Here is a 17,397-nt window from a genome sequence, read left to right on the forward strand (position 1 = left end):
GGGCGGCCCGTCATCATCCGACGGGCCGCCCCTGTTCACACAGGACCGGGCCACCATGTTCGACTGCGAGCAACGCGGTGGTGAGACGGTCGGCGAGCAGCGGCTTCACCCTGGTCTCGGCCTGGTCGAGGCTGTAGAAGCCAGCCGATTCGATCTCGCCCTCGGCGAGCACCATCTTGGCCACATCCGTCTCCGTCAGGACGCCACCGTCGAAAACGAAGATGACCCCTTCGGGACGCGAATCCTGGGGACGGACGTAGTCGACCACCAACAGCCGCCCCACCGGCAGGTCCAGCCCGAGTTCTTCGGCCACTTCGCGTTTCACCGTTGCCCAGGGTGATTCGTCCTTCTCGACCGCACCGCCCGGAATCTCCCAGTTCGGTTTGTAGGACGGCTCGACCAAAAGAACCCGGCGCCGATCATCGCGGATCAGCATTCCCGCAGCCATCCGCTTCTTGTCCAGCCGCGCCACGTACTGCTCCACAGGCAGGACACCGGATTCGGGCGAACTCGACGCACCTACCAGCGACATACCCGCGAACCTACCAACAGCGCACTGAACACCGGAACACTTTCGCTGACCTCCCTCGGCAGCAAAGCTTCTGGTAGTAAGGCTGTACAGCGTGCCGCAGCCGAAATCGAGCACCACGAGCACATCCATACATCGCGTCCTGCGGGCCTACATGCTGCAACTGGCCAAGGCCGAGGAGCAACGAGTCAATACTCTGGAACAGCGATAGCCGCCCCAGCTTCCCGGGACGGCTCCGGCGCTGTTGGGCCGTTCTGCTAGGCGGAGACTCCGACGCGATGAGCGAAGTCCCGCAACGGGTTCTGGCGATCGTGTGCCAGCAACTCGCTGACCACCGACTTCAGTAGTGTCTGGTAGCGAACCCAGTCTTTACCGCCCACTTGTTCGGCAGTGAGCAGCAGATCGAGCGCACGCTGATACTGCTCCGATCGCGCAGCTGCCGCCGCTTGGTCGAGTAAATGCCGTGCCCTCGATACCTGGGTCAAGCCAGCCCCACGATTCGGCATCGTCTTTGCCACCTCGAGGGCTTCGGGGTACCGCTCGGTCGACACGTTGATGTCGGTTGTCTGCATAACCACCTGGGACGGCCCGAAATTGCACTCGTACCAGTTCGTGTCGATGCCCAGGCGCGAAGCGATCTCGCTGGCTTCCTGCGCCAGATCCAGCGCCTCCGACACCCGCTGATCACGTCCGGCCGCCGTGGCGCCCTGCAAGATCAGACTGCCGTGAACGGCGAGATGCTGCTGTGGCACATCGCCTTGCGGCGCGAGGTCACTGGCGGCTTTCAGCACGACGCGACGTGACTCCTCGTAGCGGCCTTGGACCAGTAGCTGCCACCCGACGCTGCCGCGTAGGGTCGCCTCAAGGAACGGGTCGTTGCCCTTCTGGGCTGCCTCGTGTGCTTGGCGGATCGCGATCCATGCGGGGTCGGTCTGGCCGAGATGAACCAGGGTGCACGCTGATACCCACAACATCCAGGCGTACAGCTCATTCGCCTTCGGTACCTGGTCGATGCTCACGTGGCGGGCCGTTGCGCGAAGCCGGGTGATTCCCGGCGGCAGAATCGCCGAAAGCTTCTCGTAGCGTCCACTCCAGTACGAACCCCATGCGTAGGTAACGTCTTTCTGGGCCTCTTCCAAGCTGAGAGGCTCCGCTTCGTCGATGTCCCCGACCAGGTCATCAACAGGTGAAAGCGCCTGACGGATGGCGACCACACCGGCGTCGAGATCACCGGACGGGATACCTGAGCGCTTACCTACAAGCTCGGCAACGTCGATGTCCAGCGCCCGCGCGAGCTTGTGAAGCGTCTTGATCGAACAGCTCAATTTCTGGTTTTGCTCGAGCTTGCGGACGAGATCGACCGAGAGTTCGGCAGCCTCGGCCAGCTCCTTCTGAGTGAAGGCGCTGCCGCGGAATCGCTTGATGCGATCGCCAATCGTTTCCTGGTTCATGGTGGCCCTTCGCTGTTCCCCAACCTCTTCGAGCGTACCGAGATTTGCGTCACAAAGTAGGACAGAGCGTCCTACTAGTTCTTACAGGTTCGGGCCTACGTTCTGACCAGCCCCGCCGCCGGGTTGATACCACGCCCCTCCCCGGCACGTTGGCCGACCCGGTCTGACAGCTCGGCATCGGCGAAGCGTCCTCGGCGGTGGGTGCCCACAAGTTCGATGAGCAGGGAGGACAGACGGGGTGACTGAGGAATTCGGATCTCGCGAACAGGAGATCTCCACGACCGACCGGGGCGGTCGGCCCAAAGCGATCGGTGTGGATCGGCCCGATATCTCCGGACTTGACTCGCCTCGGCGGGTGTCCGAGATGCGCCGTCACGCAGAGGCTTTGGGCTACCGCTACCTGTACACCGTGCGCCCGCCACAGGATAGAGACGACCCGGTCGGGTTCGCGCTCGCCATCGCACGTGGCGTCCACGCGGACGCGGTGATCGCCTACGACCTGGCTACCGTCGATTACGCGCCCGGACGGGTGACCGTGGTGTGTGACCTGGAAACAGTGGAACCGGCCGAGACGTGGGCCGCCGCAGACTCGGCGGTGATCAATCCCGCTCACTGGTTTCCCGAAATCCCCCTGACTATCGCTGGGGCGCAGCGGATCATGCAGCAACACCTCTCGTGCCGAGCCGTCGAATGCCCGCGGAAAGCGGCGGCACTGAGTTGCCTGGTCCGCGCGGGGAAACTCGTTCCCCCGGCGGTGAGCCCGCGCGAGCGTGCAGCCGCTCGCGATCTGCGGTTCCCGGCTCGTGCGGGCGAGCTCCCGCTATCGGTCGACGTGAGCATCGGCCAATTGTTGAAGGTCCTGGACGCGCTTGCCGATCCGGACGCCGACCCCTGGAGCCTCGCGAGCCGCCTCAGCACAACGCAAGTGAGCAGCCCGCGCCCCAGGAGGTGAACCGGGCATGTGCGATACCAGCCATCGGACCGAGGCCGACGGACTGTGCGCGGAGTGGAAGATCCTCGCGCGCCGCCGGATCGGGATCGTGGCCGTCCGGAACACGTTCGACGGTGGCCTGGTCGTGCGGTTCCCCAGCTATCCGGATCTCGCCCTGGCACGGGAGCTGTGTCCGGAGTGGGAAACGCTGTGGAACGCCGTGCGCCACGACTATTGGACCCACGCGCTACAAGCCTGACATCGACTGGCCCTCAACACTTCTCAACTCAAGAGGATCATGTGAGCGAGCAATCTGAAACACCCGATCAGCCACTGCTGCCGAACTCGGTGGCAGTGCTCGACGCCCTCGGCGGAACCAGCAGCACCGACCCGATCCTGATCGCTGTCGGGCAGTTCTTCCGGCCGCATCACGATCGAGCCATGGCCCTGGAGACGCTGAAGCACCCCGAAGTGTCGATGACCGCCGACCAGATCCGCGCGACTACCGACAAGCTGGCCGCCGCGACCATCACCATGCTGCGGCTCACTCGCGAGGTCAACGCGGTCGCCGCCCGGCGAGTCGCCCACATCACCCCGGCACCGGACGCGCGTGTTCTCGCCTATCAACCAGGGGAATGGATTTCGGCGATCGTTCACAACGTGCTGATCAGCTACGGCAAGAAGGTCACCGGTGTCCGCGATCCCGACAAGCATCTTCACGACACCTGCGACGGCTACAACCGGCTCTGCGCCCAGTTGTACTCCGGCGAACTCACACTGCCCCGGCAGCCGCAGACCCCCACGGCGGGAGGTGAGCGTTTGGCCCCGGACAACGCTTGATATCCCAGAAATCCCGGCATTGTGGACCTGTTGCCAGACAAGGGTGGCCACGAGGATCCCACCTTCCCGACCTCGCGGCGGGCGGCCATCTGGTCGGCTACCGCATCTTCGGGTACTGGCGCGGCATCGACACCGTCAAGGACGTGATCGAAGCCTCCAAAGAGATCTGCGAGCACGATCGCCTGTTGCCCGAGTCGGCTCAGCACAGCGCACGAAAAACGCTGCTACACAACGATATCGAAAAAGACAGCGACCGGAGACGCCCACCAGAACAACACCAGACGAGTCATCGACACCCAGCCGCTTCGCTATCCGCCCACAAGGAGTACCCCGAGATGACCGCGATCCTCCGACTCATGATCCTGCCCTTCTACACCCTCGTCGGCGCGATGATCTGCGGACTCATCACCGCAACCGCCCGGCACCTCTACCGCACCCACATCCACACCCTCGATTGCAGCTTCGGCCAAGACCGCCACACCGACCTCAGCCACTACCAAAGGTGAAACAACGCAATGGAATCCGACCATCACGACAACGAACCCGAACAGAGCGCGGACCGTAGCGTCGACGGTCCACCAGTGGACGATCCACAGATCACCGAGTGGGTGGCCAAGATGGTCGCTGCCGCCGAGCGCGCCGGGTACCGGTTGCATCCCGACTCGTGCCCACCGCACACGCTGCTGTGGCAACGCGCCACCGACGACCCGACCGCCGACCCCGTCTGGGTCGACGACCTACCCGACTGTCTGCGGTAACGGGGCAGCAAAGCCCTATCGTTCGGAAATCGTTGCGGTCGTCGAGGTTTCAGAGCTGATGCAGTTTTGCCTGCTGATGCAGCCCCGATGCGATCGTCTCTTCGGAGGCCGGGGTGACGAAGGTGTCATTGTCGTCCACCGCGATCAGGTACCGGCCGGCCGCGGAGTGGCCCTGGCGGATGTCGATCCAGTTCAGATAGACCTGGGGCGCCGGGTTGCGGTCGTGCAGATAGCGCTCGATGCACAGGTGCCCTTCCGCGGTTCGTGGGGCACGTAACAGCAGTCGGATGCGTTCCTCGACGGGCTGGCGACCGTCGTCTCCTGTTCGCCACGACGAGGGCGGCTGGTGGCCGCGCACGCGCGGGGTGTAGCCGATCATCTGCCCGGCAGCTCCGGGCGTGGCGGACGGCATCGTCGCGGCCAGATGCCTGCCGAGATGCTGACGATGAGTCACCACGAGCTTAATATCACCGCCGAACTCTGGTGTGGGACCAGACTTTTGAAACAGAATCACGCCGAGGTCGGCGTGTGCGGCGGCCAGCGACCGCACCCGCTTCGGGGAGTCGTGGAATTTGCCGGTGCAGGTCAGGCGCAGATCCGGATTCGCCAGCGCACGCAGCGGCCAGGTCAGATCCGGGTCGCTGCGATGCGGGTACCGGGCACTGATCTCCGCTCGACGATGTGCGTATTCGTCAGGGGGAGCGGGTGTTTCGATGAGGCTGATCGGATATGGGTACTCCCCTGCTAACCCAGTCTCCGCCCATACCCACGCGAATTCGTCCGGGGTAAAGTCCCATACGGTCTGCGTCCGCACTCAGCGCCCCGTCTCCTGCGGAGGGTGCACTGAATCTGGAGTGGGATCGTCGTATCTGACCGGCACACCGGTGCTGGGCTTGGGATCGGTTGCGGCGGGGGTAGTTTGCTGCGGCGGGGAGGCCGAATCCGGGGACTGCCAGGTGGCGTAGTCGCCGCCGATCGCCCCGGTCGGCGCCGGAGGTAGGTCGGCCAGTTCGGGCTGCACCCGTTTCAGGTAGTCGGGAAGGGGCTTGGTCCGGTCGATGTCTTCGTCCTTGCGTTTGCCGTGCGCGCCGGGCGGCATCGAGCCCGTCGACCCGGCAGGCCCCACCCCCGCAGCACGCGCCGCCGCCGTAACACCTTGCCCCCCTGAGACTCCTGGCTCCGGCATACCCGGCCTCGATGTTCCCGGCCCGCTTGTCCCCGAGCCCGGCCCGTACGTTCCACGGCCACCTATGCTCGGGTAACCGCCACCGACGCCATAACCGACACCCGCTGGGCCACCCAGCCCGGTCGCGCTGACACCCGCAGGAGTCGTCGCCGCACCACCCATCCCCGGTTGCCCCGACCCAGCCGGACCGGATCCGCTCTGCGGCGCAGCTGGCCCGTTCCCACCGGTAGCAGCCGGGGCCGTGGCTGCGGGATCGGAACCGGCCGGAGCCGTCTGCTGCTCCTGCTGAGCATCCTGGTGGCTCGGCTGCGCTGAATCTCCCGAAGACGAACTCCCGCCAGTGCCCGCGCCCACACCGGAACCGCCTGGCGGGGTTGCGGTTCCACCGCCGGTGGTGCCGCCGTCTCCGCCGCCGATGGTGGGTGGGGGTGTGAAGGTCGGGACGTTGTTCCCGGCGGGTGGGCACAGCGGCAGGTAGATCCGATTGACCGCGTCGATGGCTATCTTGCGGGCGGCGGTCGCGGCGTCGTTGTCGGCACGGTCCTTGGCCCCGCTGGTGAGGTTCGGCAGCACCGACTCGGCGGGGTTGTCGGGATTGGGGGCGCTCGGGGCGGGCGGCGGTGGCACGGCGGCGGCGAACGCGGTGGCCGCGTTGTACATCGAGTCCAGGCGAAAGCCGACCGATTCGGCGACATGGCCCATGCGCTCGCCCGCGTCAGCGAGCTTCATCGCCGCCAGGTGCGCGGCTTCCCCCGACGCACCTTCCCACCGGCCTTCCAGCACACGGCCAACACCCATGCGATGCAGCTGGAAGATACTCGCCATGGTGGTCGACGTCTTGGCCCAGTTGGTCACCAGATCCCACAGAGCAGACTTATCGATGCTGCTGGCCGCCTGGTAGATCTGTTGGTGGGTCATGGTCTCCGGTGGAGGTTCCGGAGCGTTCACATAGGGGGCGTCGACGTCGGCGCGTCCGAGTTCCTGGTCCTGCTTGCGGACGTTGTCCTGGGACGTCACCGCTTTCTGCCGGACCGCGTCGACGACACCGCTGAACAACACGTTCCCGACGGGCGGATTCTGTGAGCCCGGATCGGTCATCGGTGCGCCCCCTGTGTTCTATTGCTTCGGAAGGTCCTGCTGAAGGGTTGTTGCAAGAGCCGGTATCTCGTCGCAGGGTTTGCCTACAACACGGGCCAAGTTCAGGTCGAGCTGGAGGTTGATCACGCCGACCGGGGAGTCCATGGCCAGGAAGCAGGTGCCGGACACGGCCGACCCCGCGAGGAGATAGGTGACCGCGTCGCGACCGGCGATCGTCGTATTGGTCAGCGACTCGGTCGGGCGGGTGCGAAAGTCCTGGAGGGTGAGGTTGCTTGCCTTGATTTCCAGCGTTCTCGTGTTCCAGCCCTCTGCGTTCTTCTGGCCGAAGTTGCAGCCCAGGAAGGTGTAGGTGTCGGCGGCGAGATCGTCGCGCTTCCGGGTCGAGGGATCGAAGCCCAGCTTCTGGATCTCGGCATCCCCGATTCCCGTGCACGGGTCGAACGTGACTGCGGGGCGACCGGTTCTGTTTTTCTGAGCAGGCGGCGCCGGGACCGAAACGGCGATACTCGGCGGCGTGCTCGTTGCCGGTGCTGTCGTGGCCTCTGTCGCCGGTGTACTGGATCCGCAGGCGGTCAACGCGAGAGCGCTCACGCCAGCGAGCACGATCGTCAACGCGGTTCTCACGATGAGGACTTCTCCGTTCCGGTGGCCTGTCCAGCGTATTGGATTGCTTGCGCGTTCTTGGCCTCGGCGTCCTTGAACTTTCCACCCGAGATCAAGAAGGCTTCTTGCATCCTGATCGCGCCCTCGATGAATTGGGTCAACGTGGAGGCATATTCATGCGCTTTGCGATTGAATCCGGCGGCGAGTTGCTGTGTCGACGGGAAGCCTCCGAAGCCGGTCACGCTCAGGACAGACTGGATACGCGTGAGTTCCTCTTTCAAGCTGTCGATGAGGTGGTCATACAGCCCGACCAACTCGTCGACAACGTGGGGGTCGAACGTGATCTTCCCGCTCTGCGCACCGGCCTTGAAGGCAGCGATCTCGGCTTGGCCGTAGTCGATATTCACCGTCTGTACCACTGCTGCCCCCTTGTGATTATGTCCTGGCAAGGAGGCTACCACCCGCAGGTCAGAGCGATGGTTCGTTGGAAGCAGCCAACGCTGTCGAGCACCCGGGCACGACAACCGAGACGGTCCACGTCGCCGCGGGCGGCATCTGTTCTCCCAGACCGACCTTGGCGAACTCGGTCCCAGACCCAGGTACCGCGTCGAGCGTCTCGTCGTACCGTGCGCCCCGCAGTGTCCGGCGGCGGACGTCCGGTCACGACGTGCCGAGTGCTGCCTCGCTGGCGGGTCGATCGCCTTTCTTTCCGTTGCCTGTTAAGGACGTGCGAGGGCCCGTGATCATAGGTGTGGGTGGGCTATGCTGCGGTGGCTTGGACAGCTCTCGTGCGGGCCAGTCGGTGTCGCGGAGCGGTGGCTCGCGGTGCCGTACGGTCGGTGAAGACGACAGAAGGGGGATCGCGGTCATGCCGCTCGAGGTGAATCCCGACAGTCTGCGTGAAGCGGCTGCGGTGCTGGCGTTGCTTCCGCAAGATATCGATAAGGCACCGAATTTGGGAGCCGATCCGGTGTCGAAGGCATTGAAAGGCTCGATCGTCGGGACACATCTCGGTGGTTCCGATTCGGTGACGACAACAGCGAAGGATGTGCTGAAGGCACGATTCAACGAATTCGCTGCGCTGCTTGCCCAGTCGGCGAATACGTTCCACGGCAGTGATGAAGATGCGGCGCAGCGGCTGGTCACGGTGGGGGATCTCAATAACGGAGACCCGCACAAGCCCGCTCCCAAGCCGATGCCACCGGCGCGACCGACCGGCCACAACACCGGGAAGTAGACGGGTATGTCCACGCCGAAAGAAGTACTGGCCTGGGATCTTTCGGGTCTGACGACGGTCGCGGCAAACGCGTCCGGTCTCGCCGACGCGATCGTCAAGGCCGCCGCGACCATGCAAACCACGATCCACGACGGGTTCACCTGGACCGGACAGGCCAAAGACGCCGCGCAGGGCAAAGCCGATAAGGAACAGACCGAGATGCGGGCGGTCGCCACCGCCTACGACGATCTCGCCGACGCCTGCACCGGCGCGCACAACGAGATGGACCACCCGCTCTCGGAGATCAAGACGATCTTCCAGAACTATGTGAAGCCACCGGTGACCGTCGGCGACGACTGGAGCGTGCACAACATCGCCGACCCCGACTCCGATGCCGGAGTCCAGCTGGCCCGCCTGCCCGGCCTGGCGACGACCCTGCTCGCCGCGGACGCGAAGTGGGGGCAGAAGATCGCCGACGCCAACACCGAAATCGACCGGATGGCACCGGCGGCCGCGCTGGCGCTGGAAGCCGGTGCGATCACCCGGATCAAGAAGGAAGACCCGAAAGCGGTCTCCGATGCCATCGCGACGAATCCCGCCTCGTTCTGGGCACCCGACATCCCCGCCGCAACCGCATCCACGATCGCCGGAGCGATGACTGAAGGCACCCGCATGGGGTTGGAAGGCGCGGCCAAGGACGCAGGTGATGCCGGAGTGCTGAAGTGGGTGGAGAACTGGGGACAGTACGGCAAGGACGGGCATTGGACCTCGGGCCTCACCTCCGGGCTGAGCCGGTTCGGCATTATCGGCAACGCGATCGGCACGGTCCCCGCCATCGCCGATGACATCCACGGCGGCATGAATCCCACCGAGGCCGTGGTCAGTGAAAGCGGCGGCACCGCAGCGGGAATGGCCACCGGCACCGCGGCCACAGCACTCGCCGCCGCGGGGACCGACGCCCTCGTCGGTGCCGCAGCAGGCTCAGCTGTCCCCGGTGTCGGAACCGCGGTCGGGTTCGTCGTCGGCGCCGGAGTCGGCGCACTGACCGCCTACTTCACACCCAAGATCATTCAGAAAGTCTGGGAATGGTGACCCCACCACAGCCACACCAACCGTTTCCCCCGGTCGAGTGGGTTCCTCACTGGCCGGTCAGCGGCTCAGCGGCGGGGCGCATCGTCCCCGCCATAGTTGCGGCCGGGTTGGCGGTCATCGGTGTGGCATGGGCAGTATCGGTCGCCGACACCGCCACCCCGGTGACGGTGATCGGTTCGGTCGCGGCGGTCGTCCTGGTCGCGGGTGCTGTCGTGGCCATTCTGAGCATGTCGGGGCTGCTCGACACCTGGCTGCCCGGCGTGCGCCACACGGTGGACGATGTCCACGGCGGCGGTGTCGAGTTGCGGGCCAGCCGGATCACGTTGCCGCTGTTGTTCATCCTCGGCGGCGGCGCTGGCTACGGCATCGCGGCATGGCTGGATTGGAAGACCGGGTCCGGGTCGGATCTGCTGCCGCTGTCGAAGAACAACTCCGCCGGAGCGACGTTCGCGCTCGTCATCGGCGTGCTGCTCGCGGTGTTCTTCCTGATCTTCCTGATCGCCTACTTCACCGTGACCGTCGAGCTCTACCCCGACGGGGTCCGCCGGATCATGCGGTTTCCCTTGCTCGGACGCAGCAAGCAACAGTTCGTCGCGTGGGACGAGATGGCCGCGATCGCACCCGACAAGGTACAGGGTGCCGCGCAGACCGGCGGCTACGCCGTCATCGGGATGCAGCTGAAGGACACTCGGGAGCCGGTGCAGCACAAGCTGTGGGACACCACCGAGCGCGTCTCGGTCCCGGTCTACCTGATGCGATGCGAGTCGAACACGTTGCTGGCCCTGCTGCGATACCTGCTGTCCCATCCACAGCAGCGAGTCCTGCTCGCCCAGCCCGATGCCCCGTCCTGGTTTGCTCCCCCACCGCGTAGCACCCAAATCCAACTCTCCCACCAGGCCACCGCCACCGGAGCCACCTGATGACCACCTCGACCGGCACCTCGGCGCACCCCCTGCCGAGCGTGACCGAATACCTGTCCGCGGTCGGTGTCGACTGCACACCCGTCCAACCCGAAACCCCCGGCGCCCCTGTGGTTTCCCTCGCCGTCGCCCCCGGCTGGCGCAAAGTCGCCCGAGACGTTCTGCCTCACACCTACGGCGTGTGGGCACTACCACCCGACGCACCCACCGCAGAGTGGGCCGACAACGCCGTCGTCGCCGTCGGCCGACTCTCCGGCCCGGTAGACACCGTCGCGCTGTTGCGGTGCGCGTTCACCGACTCACGCCGGATGCCCGGCTGGAACGAAATCAGCGCCCACACAAGCGATTACAACGGCTACCCGTCCGCAGCGATCGTCGGCACCTACACCATCGAAACACTCACCTTCTGGGCCGACACCCGCTACATCATCACCGGAACAGACGCGGATCGATACCTGATCCAGTTGACCGTCACAACACGCGCTGACACCAGCCACGCCGGACAATTGATCGCCGACGCGCTGGCGATACACCAATCCGCCACAGCAGCCTCGCACAGGAATACCCCTGCTCAATCGAATACTGTTACTGACCAATCCATGTCAGGCCGCACCGTACAGATAGACGGCGTTGCTGTGTCGGTCGATTCGCAGGGACATCTGCAATCGCTGAGGATCGACCCAGTCGCATTCGCCCGCGGGCCAGCTGGACTCGCCGAACTCATCTCCACCACCTACCGGCAAGCGGTGAACAGCCCTCCGCCCGCACCACCCGCCACTCCGAAGTCGCTACAGGCACCAGGACCAGATGACCAGTGGGCACCACCGACGGTCAATGCTCCGACAACGCCCAACATTCCTCCACAGCCACAAAGGTATTCGGCATTCCCGATCGCGGTCAGCGAACCAGCCAGTTCGCGGCCAACCTCGTCGCAGCCCACCAACCCGTATCAGCCGGAAGATTGGACGGAGCCTGACGAATACTACGAATACAAACGCCGAACTGGCTGGTTCGAATCCTGAAACCGGTTGCGCCTCGACTTGTCTTGAGGCGCAACCAGTTGTCTTACTGGACGTGCTGGCATCGAGCGACTCGATCCATAGGTAACCGTCTGCGTGGCATAGTTATAGCGCGTTGGGATTCCTCCGTTCCAGCTTGTCCCTCAGCGCCATCCTGCGGCGCTGTATCTCTGCTGCTGTAGATCAATCGGCCAGCGCGCCAGCGCTTCCACAATGAGTGCGGCTGCTATTCCTCTCCGCCTACAGTCCGGGTCGACGAAGACGTTCACGGCACCCTGCCGCTCCCATCGGCTGTCGGTCGGATAGTAGTTGAGGATGCCGCGCAGCAGTCCGGCCTCATCCCGCCACAGCAGGCAATCGATCACAGTGTGTGCACCAAGTGGGCCTTCGGCATGCCGTTCGTAGTTGATGCCCGGTGTATCGCGGAATGCGTACTGGCGAGCCTTCGATTCGAAGCTGAAGACCGTCGATCGATATCCGGGCGTCATCATGCGTTCGCTCACCGGCGCCGCCGCTGTTCGGTCGGGAGTTCGCGAGCGGCAGCGATTACTACTTCTTCAGCGGTTCGGGTCGAGCTATCCCCCTTCCATGCTTTGTATGCGGCGTTGATCTCGGGGTGGCGTGCCCGGAGGGTGGGGACTATGACGGCGTAGGCGACATCGTCTGCTTCCCACAGCACGCCGAGTCGATGCAGGATGCTGCGGGCCAGGCGCTGAGCGTTGGTCAGGTTTCCCCAACGGTTGAAGAATCCGAGGGTTTCGATGAGGTCGTCGGTGTTGTGTTTCTCGACCTCGGCGACGAGTTCGGTGTGGACGTTATTGTTCTTGGTCATTTCTGCCGCTTCTTTCCTGCGTCATGCAGGATCAACAAATCGTCAGGTTTGAGCGCCTTTTTCATGCAGTTGGCCTCTCATTCGATTGTCACCCGAGATTCACGTCGCCTATTTGCGACCGGATGGCGCTGTCGCTCGAATATCCCGGTTTCGATCGGCAATACCATCGGAATGGCGCAGATCGCATACCGGAAATGCGCGTGCTGTACGTTTCCCGGAATCCCGGTGCTTGCGTGGTTTCTTCTCGATATGACCGGTGAGTGTTGGCGTCCACTCCGTTTCCGGTCATCTGTGATCTTACACAGGGAATTTACTTATGCAATCCATTCCCGAAATACATCCCGAGGTCGGAAATCGCTACGGAGGTGGGTAGTTCGATTATTCAGTGCGGTCGGGGTGTTTCGGCCGCTTTGTAGCGGGCGAGACACGCGATGGCTTTTGGACGTTGGTTGATGGGGTTCATGCACCATTGCCTCTGCGGGGCTTGGCATTCCGGGCAGGGCACGTCGATGCAGTCCGCGTATGCGACGGCGATCGGGCTAGCCATCGACTGTCCCGGCCAGCCGAGCCAGTCGGGCGGCGTGCCAGTCCAGGATGTCACCGAGCTTGTATACGAATCGGCCGCCGACCTTGTAGCGAGCGAGCTTGCCTCGCTGTCCGGCTTTCGCCACCGCAGCGGCGGTGATCTGGATTCCGGCGAACCAGGGCAGCGTCCGCGCCCAGTAGTCCGCGCTGCCGTGCCTGCCATGCGCTCTGCGCAGCAGCTCTGCACGCCGCGACGCGACCGGCACTCGGAGACCGCACCGGCATTCGGCGATGTCGTCGCCGGGTGCGCAGTCCAGGCCGACGCCGCAGCCTTCGCATGTGCCGAGGTGCAGCCGGTCCGGTGGCCGGTCGATCACCTGCATCGCCTGCTGGTAGGCGGTAGTGACAGCCTGGGCGAACCCGTCCAATGCGGGCACGGTGGCTGCGATGTCGGGGAGCACCTGTTGTAGCCAGCGCGCCCGATCGGCAGTGTCCTCGGGCGGCCAAGTGCCGCTGAGATGACTGGCGAGCCGGTGTGTGTACACGCGCAGCACGACATCGAGGTCGTCGATCGCGCGCGAGGCGTCGAGACGGAACGGCAAATGCTGCCCTGCCCGTGCGGGATTTCCGGCCTGACCGGGCAGTGTGAAGCGTGCCCGGCGTGTCAGCGTGATGTCCAGCTCCTGGAGGAGAGCCGGAATCCGCTCCAGCTGAACCATCACCTCGATGCGCTGGGCGTCGTCCAGGAACACCAGCGGCTCGCCCGCGTTGTCGCTCACGACCTCTGCTCCGCAGCGCAGGTGCGGGCTGTGTAGGCGGCGGCTTCGGCGGCGAGGATTTTCGCCAGCCGCTCGGCTGCCTGCGCCGGGGTGTGCCCGTCCCATTCAGCGGCGCGGTCTCGCTCGGGTACCCGGTAGAAGCGGTCCCAGTGTTTGAGGGGGTAGTGGTTGTTGACCTGGCCTTCGGGGGTTTCCGCGACAACGATGAACCATTCGCCGTCGCCGCAGGGTTCGCCGTCGTGATGACAACGGCTGCGGTGGACCTCGTAGTCGCCGGTCTGCGCCCATCGGTTGGCGGCGAACGCGTGGTAGAGACACCGGTACTCGTACAGTTCGTCGAACGTGTGCGAACCATCCGAGATCTTCCCGGTTTCAGCGCTCAATGTCGGACTCCTCTGCCAGTATTTCGCGCGGGCAGTGTCGATGATCTTTCCCCGCCGGATGCGATAGTGAATAGTCGACGGACACCCGCCGATGAAGTGGAATATTGAATTCCGCACCCCAGCGAGTGAAACGGGGCACACACGCCGGGGCCGACGAGGACGAATTCTTGCCAGGTGACAGACTCGCTCGGCACAATCACTGATATGGGGTTTCATCAGGAAACGCGGCAGCCACCGTGCTTTTACCGCCCGATCGACTGGCTCCAATCAGGCGAAGCTCCGAATTGGGAGCATCTGCCTCGTACCGAGCGAGCGATAGCCGCCTGTAAAACCCGCTGCCCGCGTCTTCGTGCTTGCGCGCGAGATGCACTGACGATCGGCACCGTCGTCTGGGATCTCGAGCAGCAACCCGCGGCCGGTGTCGTCATGGCCGGGATCGCCTGTTCCGGAGACCATGCCACCCGCGTGGCGTTGCTGGCCCTACTCGGCACACCCGTCCCAGACGACCACTCGGCGTGCCGTCGTTGCGAACGCGTCTTCGCTGGAAAGAACGCGGTAACTCATGCGGCGCACGGGTTGTGCCGCGGCTGCTACAGCACTGTCTATCGGGCGCGCGGCCATGCCTCCCCAGCCGCGCGGCCCTCGCATTGCGGCAGGTGTCAGCGGCCGCTCACGACCCGCGCCAAAGCCAAGCAGGAACCCGAATGCGTAGTCCACGGGGCGCGCGGCCTGTGCGTCACCTGCCATCGCGCCGCACTGCGCGCCCGCGCCACGGCCGCATCCGCAGCGGCGTAGCCGATTCCGGTGTCGTGATCGCCGAACTGCTTGCTCGCGTCGTCGGTTCTAATCCGCTGTCCGACCTCATTTCCCTTGGGTTTCAACGAATTTACAGATGATCTTGTTCATTGCATCCTCCAGCTCGCCCTGCGACGCACCGAGCATCGCAGCGAGCTTGATGGTGGCGGCGGTTGCCTCGACGATGGCGGCTTTGAGTCCGGGCAATGGCTCCGGAGCTTTGAACTCGGGCCCTACGGCGACCATACCGGCCATCAGGATGCCCATGAACGCGGTTCGAGCCAAGTCGGCGGGGCTCGCGTTCATCAAGGGGTCGAGGTCGTCACTCATGCTGAGGTGTCTTTCCTACTCGTGTGTGTTGGTGATTGGATCCGTGATGTACACGGACCGGCGAAGACCGAGTCCACTGTGGGTGCGGCGCACGGTCTTTCCCTGGGGAATGGGTGGTGATGCGCGCGTGCGCGCGGGTGAGGGGTTGTCGGTCGGCTATGCAGTTGTCCGACAGTGGGGGTTACGCTCTCGGCGTCGCCGCAGTCTGCCCCGGATGGTCCGGGGGTGTGCGGCTCGGTCACCACGGCAACCCCTCACCGGCCGCGACGCGGGGTGGGATTCGCTCAGCCAGCGCGCCCGCCAACCCTCTTCTTGAGCGCGGCAGTTTCCCCGTGTGTGTGACCGGAATGAGGAACCCAGCCGATCTCCCCGCGTGGGATCGAGGTCGGCTGGGTTCTCCTATTCGGATGTTCGCGCTTTGCCCCAGGCTCGGGGTATGGGCTTGCCGCCGCAGAGTCCGATATCGAGGGCGGCGAATTCGTGAGCGAGTGTGTAGGCGTGCCGAGCGAATGCCCCGGCCGTGCCTTGAGGTAGTTCGTTTGCTGCGAGCAGCTGATCGTGTTCGCGGAGCACATCTTCGGCGTACACGCGTAGGTTGTGCAGCATGTCGTCGGTATCCATCAGCGCGCCTGGGGAATTCGGCCAGCACGCTGCCATGCTGCCGGGAGCGGTTCGCCAACGGTCAGCGCCTTGTCGAGCTCGTGGAACGCTTTCCACATGGTGTAGAGCAAGTCGGGAATTTTGCTGGCGACGTAGATCTCTTCGTCCTCGTCGGTCGTGGCACGAATGCAGGTACGGGTCACGTCTCGTAGAATGTTGAGCAGTTGGTCAGGTGTTTCTTTGCGGTCCATATCGTTTCTCGATCGAGGTGGGGGCACCAGCCGGGTGAGCTGAGCTACGGTTCGGTGATTGGCTTCGTTCGTCAGTGCCGGATGGGCCAGCGGACTTCGACTTCCCACCGGCCCGGCCCCAGCCGACGGGTGGCGGTGCTGCCGCGCATGTCCGGCAGGCCCCAGTCGGGTCGGTGATCGGTGGTCAGCCACGTCGCTGTTTCAGCCATGCTGCGATGGCGGCCATGACGGTTTCGGCTTGGTCTTCGTCGAGGTCGTAGCCGAATCCAGCGGAATCTGCGTCGTCCGGTGGTCGGATTCGGAGATACAGGCATTCGTCGAGTTCCACGATGGTCAATCGGGAGTCTTCGTTGTCGGAAAATTCGATGGGCTGAGTGGAGGGCACGTGTGCTCCTTACGCTAGGAAGAGGGTGGAAATGCCCCAGCCCGCGAAGCGAGCTGGGGCATGGTGTCAGCGAGTTAGTTGCTGTCTGCCTCCGGCCATCCGGTTCTGTCCGATGTCGGCGGTGCGGGCGCGGGCTCCTCCGGCGCGGTAGCCGTCGGAGTTCCCGTGTTCTGCTGTCCACTTGCCGGTGACCGGGTACAGCTTCTTGAACGCGGTCTCGACTCGGGCGGTCTCTTCGGTGAGCAGCGCCTCGTATGGGGTGCCTTTCGCCGATTCGCGTTCGGTCTGGGCGATGCGGACCGCGACCTCGTCGGCGTAGCCGCGCATGAAGCCTTTGCGGTCCTCTCGCACGCCGCGGATGTCGAACGGATCGTCGGGGACGTGGTTCCCGGCGGCGTTCATCATCTGCAACTCGATCAACGGCTTGAGGAATTTGATCCGTTCGACGTGACGCCGGACGCCGACGATGGCGACCACTCCGTCACCTTCGAGAACGGCCCGTGAGTGCAGGGCGTAACCAATCCCGGCGAGCAGGTGGATGCGCTGGTCTCGGTACGGGCTGCGGAGCTTGACGCGGATTCGGATGATCTGGCCCGCGTCGCCGCCGCCCAGACCTGCGGTCTGTACGTCGGTTTCGGCCATGCCGTACTTGGCCAGCAGCTCGAATGCGCGCTCCCGGAACGTTTTCGCCTCGGCCTCGTTGTCGGTGCCGTTGGCTTGGTTGAACAGTTTCCGGATTCGTGCGGCGAGCTTGTCCTTGTCGAGGCCGTCGCCGTTGTCTGCCTGTGTGTTGTCCATTCCTCGTGCTCTCTGGTTGGTGCGATTAGGCTGACCAGGGCCGGACCGAGGCAGATTCCAGCTGTCTCGGTCCGGC

Annotated in this window: 25 protein-coding genes; 9 read left to right on the forward strand and 16 right to left on the reverse strand. The window is 64.5% G+C overall.

The features are described from left to right. Positions 1-13 precede the first annotated feature (13 nt). Both HPY32_RS18510 and HPY32_RS18515 read right to left on the reverse strand, forming a co-directional pair. A complete protein-coding gene (locus tag HPY32_RS18510) occupies positions 14-661 on the reverse strand; it encodes an NUDIX domain-containing protein (protein WP_231951362.1) in 648 nt (215 codons plus the stop codon). Between the two features lie 125 nt (positions 662-786). Beyond that, the gene (locus tag HPY32_RS18515; RefSeq protein ID WP_067579531.1) at positions 787-1,980 is read right to left on the reverse strand and encodes a helix-turn-helix domain-containing protein; all 1,194 of its coding nucleotides are present in this window, start codon (positions 1,978-1,980) and stop codon (positions 787-789) included. Between the two features lie 238 nt (positions 1,981-2,218). Here HPY32_RS18515 and HPY32_RS18520 point away from each other — a divergent pair, with 238 nt between their 5' ends. From HPY32_RS18520 to HPY32_RS18540, 5 genes are all read left to right on the forward strand, one after another. Further along, positions 2,219-2,932, forward strand: a complete 714-nt coding sequence (locus HPY32_RS18520; RefSeq protein ID WP_156673979.1) for a hypothetical protein — start codon at positions 2,219-2,221, stop codon at positions 2,930-2,932. A gap of 7 nt (positions 2,933-2,939) precedes the next feature. Continuing rightward, positions 2,940-3,170, forward strand: coding sequence for a hypothetical protein (locus HPY32_RS18525; protein WP_067579527.1), 231 nt, complete (start codon positions 2,940-2,942; stop codon positions 3,168-3,170). Between the two features lie 41 nt (positions 3,171-3,211). Beyond that, complete coding sequence (locus HPY32_RS18530) at positions 3,212-3,751, forward strand: hypothetical protein (protein ID WP_067579525.1); 540 nt, start codon at positions 3,212-3,214, stop codon at positions 3,749-3,751. Between the two features lie 335 nt (positions 3,752-4,086). Continuing rightward, positions 4,087-4,257 carry a hypothetical protein gene (locus HPY32_RS18535; RefSeq protein ID WP_156673978.1) on the forward strand — a complete coding sequence of 57 codons (171 nt, stop codon included), beginning with the start codon at positions 4,087-4,089 and terminating at the stop codon, positions 4,255-4,257. Between the two features lie 9 nt (positions 4,258-4,266). After that, positions 4,267-4,509 (forward strand): hypothetical protein, encoded by a 243-nt coding sequence (locus HPY32_RS18540; RefSeq protein WP_067579524.1) that lies wholly within the window; start codon positions 4,267-4,269, stop codon positions 4,507-4,509. 49 nt (positions 4,510-4,558) lie between these two features. Here HPY32_RS18540 and HPY32_RS18545 read toward each other — a convergent pair whose 3' ends face one another. From HPY32_RS18545 to HPY32_RS18560, 4 genes are read right to left on the reverse strand one after another with little or no spacing between them, the layout of a single operon-like run. Then, positions 4,559-5,323 carry an ESX secretion-associated protein EspG gene (locus HPY32_RS18545; protein WP_067579522.1) on the reverse strand — a complete coding sequence of 255 codons (765 nt, stop codon included), beginning with the start codon at positions 5,321-5,323 and terminating at the stop codon, positions 4,559-4,561. Continuing rightward, positions 5,324-6,793, reverse strand: a complete 1,470-nt coding sequence (locus HPY32_RS18550; RefSeq protein ID WP_156673977.1) for a hypothetical protein — start codon at positions 6,791-6,793, stop codon at positions 5,324-5,326. 18 nt (positions 6,794-6,811) lie between these two features. Continuing rightward, positions 6,812-7,417 carry a DUF3558 domain-containing protein gene (locus tag HPY32_RS18555; RefSeq protein ID WP_171982923.1) on the reverse strand — a complete coding sequence of 202 codons (606 nt, stop codon included), beginning with the start codon at positions 7,415-7,417 and terminating at the stop codon, positions 6,812-6,814. Beyond that, entirely contained in the window at positions 7,414-7,803 is a 390-nt protein-coding gene (locus HPY32_RS18560) for a hypothetical protein (RefSeq protein WP_067584768.1), read from the reverse strand. The genes HPY32_RS18555 and HPY32_RS18560 overlap by 4 nt, the downstream gene beginning before the upstream one ends. A 461-nt stretch (positions 7,804-8,264) precedes the next feature. Here HPY32_RS18560 and HPY32_RS18565 point away from each other — a divergent pair, with 461 nt between their 5' ends. From HPY32_RS18565 to HPY32_RS18580, 4 genes are all read left to right on the forward strand, one after another. Then, positions 8,265-8,633 (forward strand): hypothetical protein, encoded by a 369-nt coding sequence (locus tag HPY32_RS18565; RefSeq protein ID WP_067579516.1) that lies wholly within the window; start codon positions 8,265-8,267, stop codon positions 8,631-8,633. A 6-nt stretch (positions 8,634-8,639) separates the two neighbouring features. Beyond that, complete coding sequence (locus HPY32_RS18570) at positions 8,640-9,704, forward strand: hypothetical protein (protein WP_067579514.1); 1,065 nt, start codon at positions 8,640-8,642, stop codon at positions 9,702-9,704. 122 nt (positions 9,705-9,826) lie between these two features. Further along, positions 9,827-10,624 (forward strand): hypothetical protein, encoded by a 798-nt coding sequence (locus HPY32_RS18575; RefSeq protein WP_156673976.1) that lies wholly within the window; start codon positions 9,827-9,829, stop codon positions 10,622-10,624. Then, positions 10,624-11,646 carry an LpqN/LpqT family lipoprotein gene (locus HPY32_RS18580; RefSeq protein ID WP_067579510.1) on the forward strand — a complete coding sequence of 341 codons (1,023 nt, stop codon included), beginning with the start codon at positions 10,624-10,626 and terminating at the stop codon, positions 11,644-11,646. Before HPY32_RS18575 ends, HPY32_RS18580 begins: the two co-directional genes overlap by 1 nt. Before the next feature lie 140 nt (positions 11,647-11,786). On the opposite strand, the gene HPY32_RS18585 is transcribed toward HPY32_RS18580, so the two are convergent. The 10 genes from HPY32_RS18585 to HPY32_RS18630 all read right to left on the reverse strand — a co-directional run bounded on the left by HPY32_RS18585 (position 11,787) and on the right by HPY32_RS18630 (position 17,321). Further along, positions 11,787-12,146, reverse strand: a complete 360-nt coding sequence (locus HPY32_RS18585; RefSeq protein WP_067579508.1) for a GNAT family N-acetyltransferase — start codon at positions 12,144-12,146, stop codon at positions 11,787-11,789. Continuing rightward, positions 12,143-12,475, reverse strand: coding sequence for a hypothetical protein (locus tag HPY32_RS18590; RefSeq protein WP_067579507.1), 333 nt, complete (start codon positions 12,473-12,475; stop codon positions 12,143-12,145). Before HPY32_RS18590 ends, HPY32_RS18585 begins: the two co-directional genes overlap by 4 nt. Before the next feature lie 539 nt (positions 12,476-13,014). Further along, positions 13,015-13,779 carry a hypothetical protein gene (locus HPY32_RS18595; protein WP_067579505.1) on the reverse strand — a complete coding sequence of 255 codons (765 nt, stop codon included), beginning with the start codon at positions 13,777-13,779 and terminating at the stop codon, positions 13,015-13,017. Then, the gene (locus tag HPY32_RS18600) at positions 13,776-14,162 is read right to left on the reverse strand and encodes a WDGH domain-containing protein (protein WP_067579503.1); all 387 of its coding nucleotides are present in this window, start codon (positions 14,160-14,162) and stop codon (positions 13,776-13,778) included. The genes HPY32_RS18595 and HPY32_RS18600 overlap by 4 nt, the downstream gene beginning before the upstream one ends. Positions 14,163-15,023: 861 nt before the next feature. Continuing rightward, positions 15,024-15,287 carry a hypothetical protein gene (locus HPY32_RS18605; protein WP_067579502.1) on the reverse strand — a complete coding sequence of 88 codons (264 nt, stop codon included), beginning with the start codon at positions 15,285-15,287 and terminating at the stop codon, positions 15,024-15,026. A 399-nt stretch (positions 15,288-15,686) separates the two neighbouring features. Beyond that, entirely contained in the window at positions 15,687-15,908 is a 222-nt protein-coding gene (locus HPY32_RS18610; protein WP_067579500.1) for a hypothetical protein, read from the reverse strand. After that, entirely contained in the window at positions 15,908-16,138 is a 231-nt protein-coding gene (locus HPY32_RS18615; RefSeq protein WP_067579498.1) for a hypothetical protein, read from the reverse strand. Before HPY32_RS18615 ends, HPY32_RS18610 begins: the two co-directional genes overlap by 1 nt. A 71-nt stretch (positions 16,139-16,209) precedes the next feature. Next, on the reverse strand, positions 16,210-16,347 hold the full coding sequence (locus tag HPY32_RS18620; protein ID WP_156673975.1) for a hypothetical protein: 138 nt from the start codon (positions 16,345-16,347) through the stop codon (positions 16,210-16,212). Further along, positions 16,323-16,523 (reverse strand): hypothetical protein, encoded by a 201-nt coding sequence (locus HPY32_RS18625; protein ID WP_156673974.1) that lies wholly within the window; start codon positions 16,521-16,523, stop codon positions 16,323-16,325. The genes HPY32_RS18620 and HPY32_RS18625 overlap by 25 nt, the downstream gene beginning before the upstream one ends. 66 nt (positions 16,524-16,589) lie before the next feature. Further along, positions 16,590-17,321, reverse strand: a complete 732-nt coding sequence (locus HPY32_RS18630) for a DUF2786 domain-containing protein (protein WP_067579497.1) — start codon at positions 17,319-17,321, stop codon at positions 16,590-16,592. Positions 17,322-17,397 lie beyond the last annotated feature (76 nt).

Origin of the sequence: Nocardia terpenica (genome assembly GCF_013186535.1) — a bacterium.
Taxonomy (GTDB): Bacteria; Actinomycetota; Actinomycetes; order Mycobacteriales; family Mycobacteriaceae; genus Nocardia; species Nocardia terpenica.

Coding starts and splice junctions, on each gene's coding strand:
- HPY32_RS18510 (WP_231951362.1), bottom strand. CDS start 661: ATGGATGTGCTCGTGGTGCTCGATTTCGGCTGCGGCACGCTGTACAGC.
- HPY32_RS18515 (WP_067579531.1), bottom strand. CDS start 1,980: ATGAACCAGGAAACGATTGGCGATCGCATCAAGCGATTCCGCGGCAGC.
- HPY32_RS18525 (WP_067579527.1), top strand. CDS start 2,940: ATGTGCGATACCAGCCATCGGACCGAGGCCGACGGACTGTGCGCGGAG.
- HPY32_RS18535 (WP_156673978.1), top strand. CDS start 4,087: ATGACCGCGATCCTCCGACTCATGATCCTGCCCTTCTACACCCTCGTC.
- HPY32_RS18540 (WP_067579524.1), top strand. CDS start 4,267: ATGGAATCCGACCATCACGACAACGAACCCGAACAGAGCGCGGACCGT.
- HPY32_RS18550 (WP_156673977.1), bottom strand. CDS start 6,793: ATGACCGATCCGGGCTCACAGAATCCGCCCGTCGGGAACGTGTTGTTC.
- HPY32_RS18565 (WP_067579516.1), top strand. CDS start 8,265: ATGCCGCTCGAGGTGAATCCCGACAGTCTGCGTGAAGCGGCTGCGGTG.
- HPY32_RS18570 (WP_067579514.1), top strand. CDS start 8,640: ATGTCCACGCCGAAAGAAGTACTGGCCTGGGATCTTTCGGGTCTGACG.
- HPY32_RS18580 (WP_067579510.1), top strand. CDS start 10,624: ATGACCACCTCGACCGGCACCTCGGCGCACCCCCTGCCGAGCGTGACC.
- HPY32_RS18590 (WP_067579507.1), bottom strand. CDS start 12,475: ATGACCAAGAACAATAACGTCCACACCGAACTCGTCGCCGAGGTCGAG.
- HPY32_RS18605 (WP_067579502.1), bottom strand. CDS start 15,287: ATGAGTGACGACCTCGACCCCTTGATGAACGCGAGCCCCGCCGACTTG.
- HPY32_RS18610 (WP_067579500.1), bottom strand. CDS start 15,908: ATGGATACCGACGACATGCTGCACAACCTACGCGTGTACGCCGAAGAT.
- HPY32_RS18615 (WP_067579498.1), bottom strand. CDS start 16,138: ATGGACCGCAAAGAAACACCTGACCAACTGCTCAACATTCTACGAGAC.
- HPY32_RS18620 (WP_156673975.1), bottom strand. CDS start 16,347: ATGGCTGAAACAGCGACGTGGCTGACCACCGATCACCGACCCGACTGG.
- HPY32_RS18630 (WP_067579497.1), bottom strand. CDS start 17,321: ATGGACAACACACAGGCAGACAACGGCGACGGCCTCGACAAGGACAAG.